Raw genomic sequence first — 16,546 nt, forward strand, 5'->3', positions numbered from 1 at the left:
CATCGACGTCTGCATGGACGAAGGCCTCATCGACGGCGTGCCAATGATGACGAAGTTTTTGATCCTCCTGCAAACCGAGCCGGAGGTGAACAAGGTGCCCATCATGGTCGATTCCTCGAAGTGGGAGATCATCGAGGCCGGTCTGAAGTGCCTGCAAGGCAAGGGCATCGTGAACTCCATCTCGCTGAAGGAAGGCGAGGCGAAGTTCAAAGAATACGCCACGAAGATCAAACAATACGGCGCCGCCACGGTGGTGATGGCCTTCGACGAGCAGGGCCAGGCCGCGACTTACGAAGACAAGATCCGCATCTGCGAGCGAGCGTATCGCATCCTCGTCGATGAGGTCGGCTTCCCGCCCGAGGACATCATTTTCGATCCGAACATCCTCACCGTCGCCACCGGCATCGAGGAGCACAACAACTACGCAGTCGATTTCATCAACGCGACGCGTTGGATCAAAGAAAACCTCCCGCATGCAAAGGTCAGCGGCGGCGTCAGCAACATCAGCTTCAGCTTCCGCGGCAACAACAAGGTGCGCGAGGCCATGCACAGCGTGTTTTTGTATCACGCCATCAAAGCGGGCATGGACATGGGCATCGTGAACGCCGGCATGCTCGAAGTGTATGAAGAGATCCCGCCGGAGATGCTCGTGAAGGTCGAGGACGTGATTTTGAATCGTCGTCCCGATGCCACCGAGATCCTCGTTGATTACGCCGAGCAGTTCAAAGGCCAGGCCGGAGCCGCGAAGAAGACGGAAGTCGACATGAGCTGGCGCAATGAGAGCGTCGAGAAGCGTCTCGAGCACGCTTTGCTCAAAGGCATCACCGATTTCATCAACGACGACACCGCCGAGGCGCTCGCGAAGCTCGGCAAGCCGCTCAGCGTCATCGAAGGCCCGCTCATGGACGGCATGAGCGTCGTCGGCGATCTCTTCGGCGCAGGCAAAATGTTCCTGCCGCAGGTCGTGAAAAGCGCCCGCGTGATGAAGCAGAGCGTCGCTTACCTGCAGCCCTACATGGAGCAGGAAAAGCTCGCCAACCCGGCGCAGCGCAGTGCGGGCAAAATCGTGCTCGCCACCGTGAAGGGCGATGTGCATGACATCGGCAAAAACATCGTCGGCATCGTGTTGGCCTGCAACGGCTTCGAAGTCACCGACATGGGTGTGATGGTGCCGTGCCAGAAGATTCTCGATAAAGCGATCGAAGTCGGCGCAGACGTCATCGGCCTCAGCGGCCTCATCACGCCGTCGCTCGATGAAATGGTGCACGTCGCTTCGGAAATGGAGCGCCTCGGCTTCAAGCAGCCTCTTTTGATCGGCGGTGCCACCACCAGCCCGGCGCACACGGCCATCAAGATCGCGCCGAAATACAGCGGACCCATCGTGCATGTGCTCGATGCCTCCCGCAGCGTGCCCGTGACCACCTCGCTCATCAGCGAAGACCAGCGCGAAGGCTTTGTGAAGGCCAACGAAGAGCGCCACGCGAAGCTCCGCGAGGAATACGGCAAGAAAAAGGACCGCCAGCTCCTCAGCCTCGCCGAATCGCGTGAGAAGGGCCAAAAGTTCGACTGGAGCACGCAGGACATCGCCACGCCAAGCTTCACCGGCACGAAGACTTACGAAGGCCCCGAGATGATCGCCACGCTGCGTGAGTTCATCGACTGGTCACCCTTCTTCCACTCGTGGGAGCTCCGCGGACGCTGGATCGCCGCCGACAAGCGTTTCTCCTCCGCGCATGAAGATGCCGAAATGAAGGTCAAAGCCGAGGCTGAGGCCCTCAAGCTCTACAACGACGCGCAGGCCCTGCTCGACCGCATCATCGCCGAGAAGCGATTCCAGGCTCGCGGCGTCTTCGGCTTCTTCCCGGCGAATAGCGTCGGCGATGACATCGAAGTTTACGAAAACGGGAAGCTCAAAACGACCTTCCACACGCTGCGTCAGCAGGTCATCAAGAAAGACACCGCCAACTACGCCCTCAGCGACTACATCGCGCCGAAGGACAGCGGCCGCACCGATCACATCGGCGGCTTCTGCGTCGGCATTCATGGCGCGGATGAGTTCGCGAAGGAGTTCGATGCCGCGCACGATCCCTACCACGGCATTTTGACCAAAGCCGTCGCTGACCGACTCGCCGAGGCCTTTGCCGAATACTTGCATCAGCAGGCCCGCTTCGCCTGGGGCTACGAAAAGCCCGGCGACCTCTCGTTGGAGGAAACCGTGAAGGAAAAATACCGCGGCATCCGTCCCGCGCCCGGTTATCCCGCGCAGCCCGACCACACCGAGAAGCCCATCCTCTTCGCGTTGCTCGACGCCACCGCCAAAACCGGCGTCGAACTCACCGAAAGCATGGCCATGCATCCCGGCAGCGCCGTCAGCGGCCTTTACTTCAGCCATCCCGAGTCCCACTACTTCGGCATCAGCGTCCTCGGCAAAGACCAGGTCGAAGACTACGCGCAACGCAAAGGCATGAGCCTTGCTGAAGCGGAGAAGTGGCTGGGGCCTTGGCTGGGTTATTGAATCGCTTTAACGGAACCAGCCCCGGATGCGGTCGAACAAGCCGCGCTGTGGCTGTTGCTGCATGCGTTGTGGCGGAGGGGCAGCGTAGCCTTGGTGCTCCATGCAGAAGCCCTGTGGCACGAGATCATACGGCAATGCTTCTTCATACGCGGTGTTCGCATGGCCGCAGCCGTCGGTGGCGAGCTGGCTGCTGACGCGGCAGAGCGTCACCTTGGTGAGCGGCAGCAGGACTTTCGGCACTTCCGTCTTGTAGCCGAGCGCGACGGCTTTTTTCATCACATCGGCCCAGATGGGCAGCGCCAGCGTGCCGCCGTAACCTTCATCGACAATCGTCTGCGGCTTATCGAGGCCCACCCACACGCCGCAGCTCACGCGATCCGTGTAGCCGGCGAACCAAGCGTCCTTGTAATCGTTCGTGGTGCCTGTTTTGCCGCCGCCGGGTTCTTTGAAGCCGTAGGTGCTGCGCAAGGCTGCCGCGGTGCCGCGGTCGAGCACCTGGGAGAGGATATTGCGCATCAAGAGTGCCACGCTGGGTGTGATCACCTCGGATTCGAGCACCGGTGTCTGGTAGATGACGTTGCCGGCCTTGTCGATGATGCGGTCGATGAGGAACGGGCGGCGGCGCACGCCCTGATTTGGGAAAATGCTGATCGCACTGGTAAGCTGGCGCGGGTTGCCGCCCAGATTGCCGATGAAGATCTGCGGGGTGCGTTCGGCGGGCTTGTTGAAGCCGGCGTTGGTTAGCAGTTCGATGACACGGTTCAGCCCGGCGAAATTGCCGAGGCGCACGGTCATCGTGTTGCGGCTGCGCACGAGGCCTTCGGTCAGCGTTGCGAGTCCGAGGAACTTGCCGTCCGAGTTCTGCGGGCTCCAGCCGGGATCGGAACCGTCGATCTCACCGGGCTGGATGGGCGCGTCGTTGATGTAGGTGCCCGGCACGAAACCGGAGGCGACACCGGCGGCATACACGAACGGTTTCACCGTCGATCCGATCTGCCGTTCTCCCTGAGTGGCGCGGTTGTATTTGCTCTGGCGGTAATCACGACCACCGACCACGGCCAGGATGCCGCCAGTTTGATTGTCCAGCACCATGACCGCGCTCTGAAGGTAAGGCGTTGACGAGATTTCCTGCGTGCCATCCCAGGTCTTGTCGAAATCGGCCTTCTTTGGGTGCTTGTAACCACGCTGATTTTCGATGGCGCTCAGGCGTTTTTCCACGGCCTCGTCCGCCGCGTCCTGGAGCTCCTTGCTTAGAGTGGTGAAGACCTGCAGGCCGCCGTCCTCAATCTCCTGCTGTTCCAAGATCAGGTCGAGATCACGGCGCACGGCGTCGAGCGCGTAGCCACCCTGGCTTTGGAAGGCGGGCTGCGCATGCAGGGCGATGTCGGCGTAGCGCGCGGCGATCTCCTCCTCTGGCGTGATCATCTTTGTCTCGAGCATGCGTTTGAGCACATCGTCACGTTCCTTGAGGGCGCCCTCGTAGTTGCGGAACGGGGAAAAGCGCACCGGGCTGCGGATGATGCCCGCGATCATCGCCGCCTCGCTCAGATTGAGCTGGCTGGCATGTTTGCCGAAGTACACCTGGCTGGCTCGCTGCACGCCGTAGATGCCGGGGCCGTAAAAGATGCGGTTCACATAGTGCTCGATGATCTGGTCCTTTGTGCAGGCCTTCTCGATGCGGCGTGCGAGCATCATCTCCACGAGCTTGCGATGCAGGCTGCGGTCATCGAGGTCGGGATAGCTGTTGCGCGCGAGCTGCATCGTCAGCGTGCTCGCGCCCTGCACCACGCGCATGTCCTTGAGGTTGCGCACCGTGGCGCGCAGGACGCCTTTGAAGTCGATGCCGCCGTGGCTGTAAAAGCGCGCGTCCTCGCGCGCGAGCAGCGCCTTCACAAACCAGGGAGAAACCTCGCTCAGCGGCACGATGATGCGGTTCTCGCCATGCATGCGTCCGAGTACCTCGCCTTTGTAATCCATCACGATGGTGCGCTCCGGCATCTGGCCGAGCTTCGTGAGGTCGTAGTCCTTCGCCAGATTGCTGTAGATGCCGATCACGACCGCTGCGGTGAGCGTGCATAGCAGCGAGCCGCCCATGACGGTGATGAGTAAGAGCCGCTTGAACGACTGCCAGCGCGAGAGCGTGCGTTTCGCCGGTTTGCGGGCTTCGGAGGGCTGTTTTTTCATGCGGCGTTCATCGGGTCGCCGTTTTTCGGCCAAAGATCAAGCCCCGGACAGTGAACTCCGTGTGAACTCGGGTTTCATATGACGCCCCAGATCTTTGATCGTGACATTTCGCCGGCAAGTCCCGTACCATGCGGTGAACTCCACCCCCCGACTCTTATGAAAGCCATCTGCCTCTCCTTTGTGCTCACTGCCGCGCTTGCGACATCAGCGGCCCCTGTCGCCGTTTCTCCATCGCTTATCGAATCGCCGCAAACCGGCGGCTTGGAGTTGAAATCGCTCTCCTCGCTCAGTTTCGGGCCGGGCGGGTTGCTGCTCGTGGCGGAGCCGGGATCGGCGAGTGTCGTCGCCATTCAAACCGGGGATGTCGGGCCTGAGAAGAAGGTTTTGGACAAACCGGTGACGGACATCAGCAGCGTGATCGCCGGCGGCCTGGGTGTGAAAAAAGAGGACATCACGATCAAGGACCTCGCCGTGAATCCGGCCAGCGGCCGCATCTATCTCGCGGTGCAGCGCCGTCCGGACAACGCGGTGCTCATCGTCACTGTCGATGCCGCGGGCAAGGTGGCGCCGTTTGACACCGCGAAGCTGCCCTGGGCGCGCATCACGCTGCCCGGTGGCACGGCCAGCAAGGTGACGAACATCACGGACGTGGCCTTTGACGGCACTCGCGTCTTTGCCACCGGCACCTGCAATGAGGAGTTCGCTTCCCGCATTTTCACCATCCCGGTGCCGATCAAGCACGGCAGCACGGCGAACGTCTTCAGCGCGGAGACCTACCATGTGGCACACCGCAAGTGGGAGACGAAGGCGCCGATCCAGAGCTTCGTCCCCTATTCCAACAACGGCGAGACCTATGTCGTCGGTGCGTTCGCCTGCACGCCGGTGGCGAAGTTTAAAGTCGATGACATTCAAAGCGGCGCGCAGGTGAAGGGCGTGAGCATGGTGGAACTCGGCAGCGGCAACCGTCCGCTCGATCTCTTCAGCTACACGGACAAGAGCGGCAAGGACTGGCTCGTCGTCCACACGCAGCGCTTCAAGCAGAACGCCTTCGGTCCCAGCAAGATGTGGGGCGCGCGCATCAGCATGGATTACCTCGACGCGAAAGCGCCGGACAAGACGAACGAAAACGCCGCCCGTCGCGATGAAAAAGCCCCGAAAGGTCCTGACGGCATCGAGATCGTCGATTCGCTCTTCGGTGCCGTGCAGGCCGACAAGTTCGACAATACCAAGGCGATCATTCTGAAGGACAACGAGGGCACTCTGAGCCTCGAAGTGGCCGTGCTGCCTTGAACAGATGAGCTATCTGCTTTTAACCGCTGATGGGATGTTGGCATGAGGCAAATAGGAAGCATCGAGCAGCGCCTCGTCACAGTCTTGTCAGCGGCTTTATGCCTCACATGCCTCTGTCGTGCAGCCGGGGTGCGGGTGAATGAAAAAGGGCAGATCGAGGCGCATGGCTCCGACATCCGCGTTTTTCGCGGTGATGTGACGTCGCCCATGTTTGGCGCTGTTTCGCGTCATGGGGAAGGCGTGTGTTTTGCTCCCGCTTTGCCGCTGGTGGCGGGAGAAACATATCGCGTCGAGCTTCAAACCGGGAAGGGGGATTGGAGCACACAGCTTTTGCGGCTTGAACCTTCCGAAACCGCGGTGCTGCAGGTTGGCATCGCGCCATCGCCCGCCGTTTTGCCGGCGAACGCGCTGAAAGTTTACCTGCACTTCACCCAGCCAATGGAGCAGGGCGTGTTTCTGGAGCGCATTACGCTGCATCGCCAGGATGGCAGTGTCGTGGCGGGTGCATTCCGCGAGACGGAGCTGTGGTCGCCCGATGGAAGGCGTCTCACGCTCTGGCTGCATCCAGGGCGGCAGAAGACAGGCGTGAATCTCAACCTCGATGAAGGGCCGGTGCTGCACGAAGGAGAAAAGCACACGTTGAAGATCAGCGGGAGCTGGCGCTCCGCCGCGGGGGTGCCGCTGGGAAAAGACACATCGTTCACGCTTTCCGCAGGTGCTGTCGATCACGCCTGTCCCGATCCGTCACGCTGGAAACTCTTCGCGCCGAAGGCAGGAACGCGTGATGTGCTGCGCGTCGAATTCGATGAGTCGCTCGATCCCGCCATGCTCGTTTCCGCGCTGACGGTCAAACGCGGCAAGAAGCGGCTCAGCGGCACTGTTCAGGTCACTCCCGACGCGCGTTCGTGGACTTTCATTCCACCTGAAAACTGGAGCTCCGGCTCCTACACGCTGGAGATCGATCCGCTGCTTGAAGACCTGGCCGGAAACAACCTGCTGCACCCCTTTGAGGTGGATCGTGAACAGCCCGCTCCGTCTGCGAAGACGGCCCAATTGTCGTTCGAGGTGCGGTAAGGCGTGCAAAAATCTACCCCCCTTGAAAAACTGTTCTATTGAACAGTTTTTGAGTTTGAGGCATGAATAGCCACCTGCATGGCTGTTCTTAATTTCAATTCGTCTTCCACTGTTTTCGTGGACTGGCTGTTCCTCGACCTGAACAGCTTTTTCGCCAGTGTGGAGCAGCAGTTGCAGCCGGAACTGCGCGGCAGACCGGTGGCGGTGGTGCCGGTGGACACGGATGCGACCTGCGCCATCGCGGCGAGCCATGAGGCGAAAAAGTTTGGCATCAAAACGGGAACAAACATCGGCGAGGCACGGCGGCGCTGTCCCGAACTCATCACGGTGCTGGCGAACCACGATCAGTACGTGGAGTTCCACCACAAAGTTCTCGATGAGATCGACCGCCACTTTCCAGTCCACTCGATCTGTTCCATCGACGAGATGGCGTGCAAGCTCGACGCGCCTCGCCGCCGGCTGGATGCCGCGGTGGATCTGGCAAAACACATCAAACGCGGCCTGCGGGAGCGGGTGGGCGAGTGCATCACCTGCTCTATCGGCCTGGCTCCGAACCGCTTTCTTGGCAAAGTGGCCTCCGACATGCAGAAACCGGATGGATTGGTGGTTCTGCGAGCCGATGAGCTGCCTGGACGGCTGCTGGAGCTCGAATTGCGTGACCTGCCCGGCATCGGCCGACGAATCGAGCCGCGCCTTCATGCGTGCGGCATTCACACGATGAAAGAACTGTGGGATGCGGAGCGCGAGGTGCTGCATCGCGCCTGGGGCGGCGTGTGCGGAGACCGCTTCTGGCATGCGCTGCACGGAGGACCGACCGAAGACGACCAGCCGGTGGAAAAACGCACGGTGGGCCACAGCCATGTGCTGGCGCCCGAGCTGCGCACACCGCCGCAGGCAGGGATCGTGGCGCGCCGCCTGCTGCTGAAGGCCGCCAGCCGTCTGCGGCGCATGAAATACCGCGCCACGCACCTGCACCTGAGCGTGCGTGCGGAGGAGGGGCCGCGTTTTGAGTCCCAGGCGAAGTTCGAGCCTGTTTGCGATAGCATCGCGCTGGCACGCGTGCTGGCAGAACTCTGGCAGCGTGTGATGAAGCAGGCGCGCTGGCAGCGCGTGAAGAAAGTTTCCGTGACCCTCTTCGGGCTGGAAGCCGGGTCGCTGCCCAAACAGATGGAGCTTTTCCCTTCGCTCATCGACGAGGAAACCCGTGCTCGCCGCGAGCAGCTCAGCCGCATCCTGGACAAGATCAACCAAAAGCGCGGCCGCGACTCCGTCGTCATTGGCTTCACGCCGGACACGGTGCGCACGTTTTCCGGCACGAAGATCGCCTTCACGCGCATCCCGGATCGCGAGGAGTTCCGGGAGTGAGGGAGGAGAGGAAATCCGGCGTGCTCACCGTCCTGGGTGACTTCAAAACTTCCACGTCACCGATACGCGGAACATGCGCGGCTCGATGGGGTGGATGTGGCGGTCGTCCACAGTGGCGCCGAGATCAGAGGGGAGCTGGCTGCCGTAAAAGTACTCGATGTCGTTGTCGGGGCGGTTGAGCAGGTTCAGGCAGTCCACGGCGACCTCCCAGTTTTTGCGACGGTAGCCAAGGCGCGCGTTCACCTGGAAGGACTCCCGCGCCTCCACATCCAGCGTCTCGTTCAGAGGACGTCCGTCAAAGTAGCGTCCGCGCAGTGAGCAAAAGAAACCCTCCGCCCCCCCGAGGGTGAAGCCGGCGTTCAAGGTCACGGGTATGGAGCCGGGAATCTCCTGGCTGGGCGGATCTTCCGTGCGCAGATGCGCGTCCGTCCAGGTGGCCTCCAGATCGACCATCGCCCAGTCGGTCGGCCGCCAGTAGCTGGCGAGCTCGACACCGTAGCGCTGCGAGCCCGGTCCTGGCTCGGTGTTCCCGGCATCGCCGACGTAGATCAGCTCCGAATCACTGCGCAGCAGCCAGAACGAGAGCGTGTTGACCAGTTTGGGGATGGATTCGTTGCGGATGCCGAACTCGGCGCCGTAGGTGCGCACCAGCGGGTCCACCCTGTCCGCAGGGACTCCAGTGGAGGGATCGGTGACGATGTTCACGCCGCGTGCGTCGTTGCTGTGGAAGCCGAAGCCGCCGTTGAGGTAGAACTCGGTGTCCGCCCAGGGGCCGAAGACGACGCTGAGCTTCGGACTGACGATGCCTTTGGAGAGCACGCCCGCATTTTCCGGCAGCGTGCTGCGCTGCACGTCGAAATGGATCAAATCCGCCCGCATGCCAGGGATGACGCGCAGCCACTTCAACGGCTTGAACTCCAGCTCGGAGAAGAGCCCGTAAGTGGCCTGGAACATGTCGTCCTTGCGCACGGTGTTCCAGCGCTCACGGGCCGTGGTGCCATAGAGGCCGATGCCGTCCATCCACTCCGCACGCACCTGAAAGCCCAGGGTGAAACGTTGCTCGTGGCCCAGCGCGTCAAAACGCCAGTCACGGGCCAGTTCGCCGCCGAAAAACCAGCGCTGGTCCTGCTGTTCGAACTGATCTCCCACCGGCGCGGGATTGCTGTCGAAGTAGGTGAAGTTGGAAAACAGATCGAGGTCGTAGTAGCCCGCGTAGGCGCTGGCGCGTGTGGTGCGGCGGCCTTCTTCGCGTGTCCAGTCCAAGGAAAGGCTGTAGCGGCGTGAGCTGCCGCCGTTGGTCGGATCAATGAAGCCGAAGCGGTCAACCAGCCCCGCTTCGATGGCGCGCAGGGGGATCTGGTCCGTGGACATCCAGTCGCCCTGGTAGCCCATCGCGGTGATGTTGATCTTGTCCGTGCTGTCCTGCCAGTGCCAGCGCAGCAGGCCATTCCAGCGCGTCGCGTCCGAGTTCAGTGCCCACGGCCCGTTGTAGAACTGGTGTTCCAGCGCCATTGTGAGCTTTCCTTCGCCAGCCTGGATCGTGTCCGCGATCAAAGTGCGTGAAAACTCGTATTCTCCCCAAGTGGAGGTCGCGATGCCCTGCGGCAGCTCATCCACGAGCTTGAAGCGGGCCGCGCCGGAGGAGCTGAGGTCGCCGTGCTGCGCGTAGTAGTTGCCCTTCCAGTATTCGAGTTCGCCGACGAGTTCCGGGATGATGAAGTTCAGATCCGCATAGCCCTGCCCGTGCGCGTGGTTGCGGAGGTTCACGGGCATGCCATCAACGTACATCAGGAAATCCGTGCCGTGGTCGAGGTTCGCGCCGCGCACGAAGTACTGGTTCGCCTTTCCGTCGCCGCTGTGCTGCGTGATGATGACACCCGGCACGCTCTCCAGAAGCTCGCCGCGTCGTGAGAACGGCCGCTCCAGCAGCTCCTTCGTGCTCGTTTGTCCTTTTGAGGCAGACGTGGCGGTTCCGACAAGGCTCTCAGCCTTTCCCTCAATGACAATCTCAGTGAGCTCGGTGGGTTTGTCCGCAGGTTTCGGTGATTGGGCATGCAGAATAACAGGAAGCAAAAGCATGCCGGCGGCTGGTGCGAGTCGGGAAGAGAACATTCGGGAGGAGAGGTTGGCACCTATTGCGACGAGATGGTCAGTGCCTTCCCACAAAATCATGGGAGGTTTTTGCCCTCCGCGTTTTGCTCGTCATGATAGAGCTGTCATGGCCTCCAAACCAACCCGCATCCTCCTCGCTGACGACCATGGGGTCGTGCGCAATGGCTTCCGAGCCCTGCTCGCCGCGCAGTGGGACATGGAGGTGGTCGGGGAGGCATCGGACGGCCGCGAGGCGGTCGAGATGGCGGAAAAGCTCATGCCGGATGTCGTGGTGATGGATGTGACGATGCCGGAACTCAATGGCATCGAGGCCGCGCGGCAGATCACGAAGGTGCTGCCCAAGACACGCATCCTGGCGCTCAGCATGCAAAAAGACTCCGTCTATGTGCGCGAGATGCTGCGGGCCGGTGCGAAGGGTTATCTGCTCAAAGATTGCAACGAGGCAGACTTCCTCGCCGCAGTGCGGGCGGTGGCCGTTGGCAAGGGCTGGCTGAGTCCAGAAGTCAGTGATGCGGTGCTCGATGATTACCGGAAGCATGTCACCAATCCCATCGACCTGCTCTCGCCGCGTGAGCGTGAGGTGCTGCAAATGATCGCCGAGAGCAAAACGAACAAGGAGATCGCCACGGCACTGAATTTAAGCGTGTACACCGTCGAGGCGCATCGCGGTCGCATCATGGAGAAGCTCAACCTGCACTCGATCGGCGAGCTGGTGCGCTTTGCCATCCGCAACGGCCTCATCGACTGACCTTTCGCCATGCGCTTCTCCTTTCTCCGCATCACCGAGAGCAATGTGCTGCGTGTGCTGGCACTTGGTTTCCTGCTCGTCATGACGCTACTCGGTGCGGCGGGTCTCATCGCCGTGCGGCAGAGCCAGCGCATCCGCAGCAGCGTGGCGGCGCTGGCGCGTGATCAGCTCCTCATCGCCCGCCTCGTGCATGATGTGCAGATGGAGGAGAATGCGATGACGGAGGTGCTGCATCAGGTGGCAGAATTTCATCCAGTGAGTCCCGACAACGACAAGCTGCTGCGCAATCTGGAGCAGAGTGATCTTCAGCTCTCCCGTCTGGCCGATGAAGCCCGTGCCATTGCCGGTGAAAAAGTCTGGGAGGACCTCGAATCGAGCGTGAAAGCCTTCACAGCCGAGGCTCGCCAGGTTTTGGCCACGCAGGCCCAGGTGCCACGCGATGAGCTAGAACGGCTCTTTCATCTGCACGACCACGTCGTCGCCTTGGTGAATGATCTCATCAAGAGCAGCTCAGATCGCCTCGCGGCAGCGGAACGCCAGATCGAGCAGCAATCGCAGGAACTCGGCGATGACGCCGCGTTGCTCCTCGGCTCCAGTTTCATCCTCGCGGCCATTTGTGCGCTGCTGACCGTCGGCTTCACTCGCAAAAGCCTCCGCCGCATCCGCTGGCAGTCGGATGAACTCAACCGCGTCTCCTGGCACATGCTGCAAACGCAGGAGGAGGCCGCACGGCGCTTCTCCCACGAGTTGCATGACGAACTCGGCCAATCACTCGCCGCCGTGCGGGCGAATCTGACACGTGGCAGCACCCACGATCTCGATTCGCTTCGAAACGACTGCCTCCACCTGGTCGATGAATCCATCGCCAACGTGCGCGAGCTCTCGCAACTTCTCCGCCCGGTCATTCTCGACGACTTCGGCCTCGAAGCCGGTCTGCGCTGGCTGGCGGAGAAATTTGCGCAGCGCACGCGGATCAAGGTGGACTATGACTCCACCTGCCCCGGCCGTTTTGCCGATGAAACCGAGACCCACCTCTTCCGCATCGCCCAGGAGGCGCTCACCAACATCGCCCGTCATGCCGAGGCCAAGCGCGTGACCATTCAGCTCGCTCTCGAGGACAAGCACATCCGTCTCAGCATCGTCGATGACGGCAAAGGCCTGCCTGAGGACGAAACGGAATCCCCCCCGAGCCTCGGCATGGTCGGCATGCGTGCCCGCGCTCGCCAATGCGGCGGCGAACTCAGAGTGACAGCCACCCAGCCGAGTGGGGTGCGCATCGGGGCCGTGGTGCCGTTGAGGCAGTGAGGAACTCAGAGGAAGGTGAACATCTTATCCACCGGTGGAGGCGATCCACGCTCCTTGCCTGGTCTGCAGCGCAGGGCCTGTTCACGCTCGAATCATGCGCCAGCAGAGTGGCCATCTTGCTCCGCAAGATGAGCCGAGGTTTTCCGCAAACTGAGCACGGCTTTCTAATTCGATACTTCATGATCTGGCAGAACGCCAAGCTCCTCTCGCAGAGCGAGAGGGCTATGATGCATCGCCAATTCGGCGCGTGGTTACTGTTTGCTGCCGAAGGGCCACTTCGACATCAGCCACACCGCGACCGTGTGATTGTTCTCCCATACGACCCCACCACGACGCTGCACTGTCTGCTCCATGAAGCCGATTTCGAGCTTGGTCGTCGGGCTGAGCTGGCGTCCCAGGCCGATGAAGGCGCGGTTCTGGTCAAGGTAGTTCATGCTGACGTTGCTGCCGAAGTTGAAGAAAACTTCGTCCCAGAGAGCCAGATACCATTTCTTGTCATCGCTGAGCGGAATGGTCGTGCGCAGCATGTAGCGGATGCGATTTTCGTAGCGCCAGTTGGTGACATCGCCAGTCGCGGGGGACACTTCGCCGATGCGGCGCTGCTCCGAACGCAGGCGGTGCGTCCATTCGAGGCCGAACGCCTTGTGATTGTAGGCCACCTGCTCCCAGAAACGATGCTCAGGGAACTCCGCGGCGACGGGGATGTCGCCATACGGATGCGTCTCGACCCAGGCATAACCGGCGCTGACGGTCAAAGCGGGGCTGATGGTGTAGTTGATGCCCGGACGCAGCAGGAGCTGCTGCCAGTGCTCGCCCATGTCGGCGCGGCGGATTTGCGATTCGAGGTGCAGGCCCCACTTGCTGCCCGGGTAAAAGGGATGATCGCCGACGTAGTTGAGCCAGAGGTTGTCGTTCGACTCGGTGTGGTCCGCTGCTGCGGCGATGTGACCACCAAGGAGTGCTGCGACGATGATCAGGGTGATGGTGATAAGTCGGAAAAGCATGCGCTGGGAAAAAGCAGCTATTTTGCCAAGTGATGGCGGGGGAAGCCATCGCCTGGGCAGGGGATTTCATCACTGGCGTGGGCTGTCATTTTTACTTCGGAGCTTGAGAAAAACTCTGCGCTGGGTGCATAATACACATTTATGAGCGCATCTTCACCTGCCTCCAGCTCTTTCAAAAACCTCGGAGCGGACCTTTCCGCCAGCGTGGTCGTGTTCCTCGTTGCACTGCCGCTCTGTTTGGGCATCGCGGTGGCTTCGGATGCGCCGCCGTTTGCGGGGATCATCGCGGGGATCGTGGGCGGCATCGTGGTGGGGCCGCTCAGTGGCTCGCACACGAGTGTCAGCGGGCCAGCGGCGGGCCTCACTGCGGTGGTGGCCTCGCAAATCGCCGCGCTGGGCAGCTATGATGCCTTTCTGGTGGCGGTGGTCATCGCGGGAGTGATGCAGATCGGACTTGGGCTGAGCCGCGGGGGCTTCATTTCGGCCTTCTTTCCCACCAGCGTCATCAAAGGGCTGCTGGCCTCCATCGGCCTCATCTTGGTGCTGAAACAGATTCCGCATGTCTTTGGCCATGATCCCGATGCGGAGGGGGAGATGAGCTTTCTCCAGGCGGATCAGAAAAACACCTTCACCGAGCTCATCGAGACGCTTTTTGATATCCAGCCGGGCGCGGCGGTGATCGGCATCGCCTCCTTTCTGCTGCTCATGATTTGGGAACGCAGTCCGCTGAAAAAGAGCATCATTCCCGCGCCGCTCATCGTGGTGCTCGGCGGCACACTGGCCTCCGCGCTCTTCAATAGCTTGGGCAAGCCTTGGGTCATCGACAGCACGCATCTGGTGCAGGTGCCCGTCTTTGATGGCCTCGAGAGCCTTTGGGGGAATCTCCGCACGCCGGACTGGAGAGTGTTATTCAAATCCAGCACCTACAGCGCCGCGCTTCTCATCGCCGCTGTGGCCTCTCTGGAGACGCTGCTAAACATCGAGGCCGTGGACAAGCTGGACCGTGCAAAGCGCCACACGCCGCCGGACCGCGAGCTGCTAGCCCAGGGCACGGGAAACATCATCAGCGGTCTGCTCGGCGGCTTGCCGCTCACCTCCGTTATCGTGCGCAGCTCCGTGAATATCAATGCGGGAGGCCGTACCCGCCTTAGCGCCGTCATCCATGGCGGCCTGCTGCTGCTCTGCGTGCTGCTCATCCCGTCGCTGCTGAACCGCATCCCTCTCTCCTGCCTCGCCGCCATCCTCATCGCGACCGGGCTGAAGCTCGCTAGCCCGGCTCTCTTCAGACAAATGTACGCGGAAGGCCGCTCGCAGTTCATCCCCTTCATCACCACCATCACGGCCATCTTCTTCACGGACCTGCTCATCGGCACTCTCATTGGCCTCGGCACGGCCATTGTCTTCATCCTGCGCAGCAATTACCGCCGCCCCTTGCACCGCGTGCTGGAGCACCACGTTGGTGGTGATCTGCTGCGCATCGAGCTGGCGGACCAAGTGAGCTTTCTCAATCGCGGCGTGCTCACCGCCACGCTCGCCACCATCCCGGACGGCTCCCAGGTGCTCATCGACGCGCGCAAGACGGACTACATCGACCCGGATGTGCTCGACCTCATCGATGAATTCCGCCGCGACTCCGCGCCCGCGCACAGCATCCGCGTGAACCTCATCGGGTTCAAAGACCGCTACACCGTGGATGACCACGTCGAGTATGTCGATCTCACCACCCGCGATATCCAGCGCCAGATCACCCCTGAGGCCGTGCTCGACCTGCTGAAAAAAGGCAACGAACGCTTCGTCAGCGGTCACCGACTCACCCGTGATCTCTCGCGCCTCGTCATAGCCACCTCGACCGGGCAGTTCCCGCTCGCGGTGGTGCTTAGCTGCATTGATTCCCGCAGTCCGGTCGAGTTGATTTTCGACCTTGGCCTTGGAGATGCGTTTGTCATCCGCATAGCCGGAAACGTTGCCAAGGAAAAGGTGCTGGCCAGCATGGAGTTTGGGTGTGCCGTAGCCGGGGCGAAGCTCATCCTGGTCATGGGGCACACCAGCTGCGGTGCGGTGAAGGCCGCGGTGGATCTGTTTGAGAGCGGCCAGAATCCTGCGGAGGCCACTGGATGCCAGCATCTGGACGCACTGGTCAGCGAGATCCAGAAATCCATCGTGCCCGGCTCCAAACCTTTTGGTGACTGGGTTACTCCGGAGATCAAAGCCGCCTTTGTTGATAGTGTCGCACGCCGCAATGTGAAGCGCACGGTGGACTACATCCGCGCAGAAAGTCGCACGTTGCACGAACTCGAAAAAGCCGGAAAAATTCGACTCGTAGGTGCATTATACGATTTGAAAACAGGCGAGGTCGATTTCCTTGACGCGGTGCCAGCCGGAAAAATCCAGCAGGCGCAAACATGATGTGAATCATCACACACGGGACAGCCGTCGCGCAGCCTGGGGATGCGAGGAGACCGGACGGTGCCCATCGAGCCCGGCGAAGATGAACTCGCGGTTTTAGAGTTTCCAATTCAGAGCCATTTCCTCAAGCTTTTTGATGACCGAGTGATCGACGAAATGCGTGTTCCAAAAATCCACCTGCACCTTCGGGTGGTGGCTGAGCTTCAGGAGCTCTTTGCGCATGGGCAGCCAGTTGCTGAAGACGAGCGCTGTTTGCACTTCGAACACCGGATGGCCAGCGAAACCGGCGCTGAGCGTCAAAGCCGGACTGATGGTGTAATTGATGCCAAGGTGCAGCAGGAGCTGCTGCCAGTGCTCGCCCATGTCCGCACGACGGATCTGCGATTCGAGGTGCAGGCCCCATTTGCTGCCGAAGAGCGGATGATCGCCGACGTAGTTGAGCCAGAGGTTGTCGTTCGACTCGGTGTGATCGGCAGCGCTGAGGCCGCCGACGGAAGCGAGGAGGATGAAAAGGGCTCGTTTCATGGAAAAGCGGCCCTGCAA

At 61.2% G+C, this 16,546-nt stretch carries 11 protein-coding genes; 7 read left to right on the forward strand and 4 right to left on the reverse strand.

Annotation, left to right across the window (positions count from 1 at the left end; all coding sequences use genetic code 11):
- On the forward strand, positions 1–2,515 hold a 2,515-nt coding region (gene metH / locus ACILSE_RS16195; RefSeq protein ID WP_395718458.1), incomplete at its 5' end, for a methionine synthase.
- A 6-nt stretch (positions 2,516–2,521) separates the two neighbouring features.
- Here metH and ACILSE_RS16200 read toward each other — a convergent pair.
- Positions 2,522–4,699 (reverse strand): transglycosylase domain-containing protein, encoded by a 2,178-nt coding sequence (locus ACILSE_RS16200; protein ID WP_395718459.1) that lies wholly within the window; start codon positions 4,697–4,699, stop codon positions 2,522–2,524.
- A 156-nt stretch (positions 4,700–4,855) separates the two neighbouring features.
- On the opposite strand from ACILSE_RS16200, the gene ACILSE_RS16205 reads away from it, so the two are divergent.
- From ACILSE_RS16205 to ACILSE_RS16215, 3 genes are all read left to right on the forward strand, one after another.
- The gene (locus ACILSE_RS16205) at positions 4,856–5,989 is read left to right on the forward strand and encodes a hypothetical protein (protein WP_395718460.1); all 1,134 of its coding nucleotides are present in this window, start codon (positions 4,856–4,858) and stop codon (positions 5,987–5,989) included.
- 42 nt (positions 5,990–6,031) lie between these two features.
- Positions 6,032–7,063: an Ig-like domain-containing protein gene (locus ACILSE_RS16210; protein ID WP_395718461.1), complete on the forward strand. Its 1,032-nt coding sequence runs from the start codon at positions 6,032–6,034 to the stop codon at positions 7,061–7,063.
- A 117-nt stretch (positions 7,064–7,180) separates the two neighbouring features.
- The gene (locus tag ACILSE_RS16215) at positions 7,181–8,428 is read left to right on the forward strand and encodes a Y-family DNA polymerase (RefSeq protein ID WP_395718462.1); all 1,248 of its coding nucleotides are present in this window, start codon (positions 7,181–7,183) and stop codon (positions 8,426–8,428) included.
- A 42-nt stretch (positions 8,429–8,470) separates the two neighbouring features.
- Here ACILSE_RS16215 and ACILSE_RS16220 read toward each other — a convergent pair whose 3' ends face one another.
- On the reverse strand, positions 8,471–10,540 hold the full coding sequence (locus tag ACILSE_RS16220) for a TonB-dependent receptor (RefSeq protein ID WP_395718463.1): 2,070 nt from the start codon (positions 10,538–10,540) through the stop codon (positions 8,471–8,473).
- Positions 10,541–10,646: 106 nt separating this feature from the next.
- Here ACILSE_RS16220 and ACILSE_RS16225 point away from each other — a divergent pair, with 106 nt between their 5' ends.
- Together ACILSE_RS16225 and ACILSE_RS16230 are read left to right on the forward strand one after the other, a co-directional pair.
- A complete protein-coding gene (locus ACILSE_RS16225) occupies positions 10,647–11,288 on the forward strand; it encodes a response regulator (RefSeq protein WP_395718464.1) in 642 nt (213 codons plus the stop codon).
- A 9-nt stretch (positions 11,289–11,297) separates the two neighbouring features.
- Entirely contained in the window at positions 11,298–12,593 is a 1,296-nt protein-coding gene (locus ACILSE_RS16230) for a sensor histidine kinase (protein ID WP_395718465.1), read from the forward strand.
- A 251-nt stretch (positions 12,594–12,844) separates the two neighbouring features.
- On the opposite strand, the gene ACILSE_RS16235 is transcribed toward ACILSE_RS16230, so the two are convergent.
- The gene (locus ACILSE_RS16235; RefSeq protein WP_395718466.1) at positions 12,845–13,597 is read right to left on the reverse strand and encodes a DUF2490 domain-containing protein; all 753 of its coding nucleotides are present in this window, start codon (positions 13,595–13,597) and stop codon (positions 12,845–12,847) included.
- Between the two features lie 141 nt (positions 13,598–13,738).
- Between ACILSE_RS16235 and ACILSE_RS16240 the strand changes: the two genes are divergently transcribed.
- Complete coding sequence (locus ACILSE_RS16240; protein WP_395718467.1) at positions 13,739–16,003, forward strand: bifunctional SulP family inorganic anion transporter/carbonic anhydrase; 2,265 nt, start codon at positions 13,739–13,741, stop codon at positions 16,001–16,003.
- A 96-nt stretch (positions 16,004–16,099) separates the two neighbouring features.
- Here ACILSE_RS16240 and ACILSE_RS16245 read toward each other — a convergent pair whose 3' ends face one another.
- Complete coding sequence (locus tag ACILSE_RS16245; RefSeq protein WP_395718468.1) at positions 16,100–16,528, reverse strand: DUF2490 domain-containing protein; 429 nt, start codon at positions 16,526–16,528, stop codon at positions 16,100–16,102.
- Positions 16,529–16,546 lie beyond the last annotated feature (18 nt).

Origin of the sequence: Prosthecobacter sp., from assembly GCF_044236155.1 — a bacterium.
In the GTDB taxonomy this organism is placed as follows: Bacteria; Verrucomicrobiota; Verrucomicrobiia; order Verrucomicrobiales; family Verrucomicrobiaceae; genus Prosthecobacter.

Excerpts from the sequence above, each read along its gene's own strand:
- ACILSE_RS16200 (WP_395718459.1), bottom strand. The coding sequence starts at position 4,699 with ATGAAAAAACAGCCCTCCGAAGCCCGCAAACCGGCGAAACGCACGCTC.
- ACILSE_RS16205 (WP_395718460.1), top strand. The coding sequence starts at position 4,856 with ATGAAAGCCATCTGCCTCTCCTTTGTGCTCACTGCCGCGCTTGCGACA.
- ACILSE_RS16210 (WP_395718461.1), top strand. The coding sequence starts at position 6,032 with ATGAGGCAAATAGGAAGCATCGAGCAGCGCCTCGTCACAGTCTTGTCA.
- ACILSE_RS16220 (WP_395718463.1), bottom strand. The coding sequence starts at position 10,540 with ATGTTCTCTTCCCGACTCGCACCAGCCGCCGGCATGCTTTTGCTTCCT.
- ACILSE_RS16225 (WP_395718464.1), top strand. The coding sequence starts at position 10,647 with ATGGCCTCCAAACCAACCCGCATCCTCCTCGCTGACGACCATGGGGTC.
- ACILSE_RS16230 (WP_395718465.1), top strand. The coding sequence starts at position 11,298 with ATGCGCTTCTCCTTTCTCCGCATCACCGAGAGCAATGTGCTGCGTGTG.
- ACILSE_RS16235 (WP_395718466.1), bottom strand. The coding sequence starts at position 13,597 with ATGCTTTTCCGACTTATCACCATCACCCTGATCATCGTCGCAGCACTC.
- ACILSE_RS16240 (WP_395718467.1), top strand. The coding sequence starts at position 13,739 with ATGAGCGCATCTTCACCTGCCTCCAGCTCTTTCAAAAACCTCGGAGCG.
- ACILSE_RS16245 (WP_395718468.1), bottom strand. The coding sequence starts at position 16,528 with ATGAAACGAGCCCTTTTCATCCTCCTCGCTTCCGTCGGCGGCCTCAGC.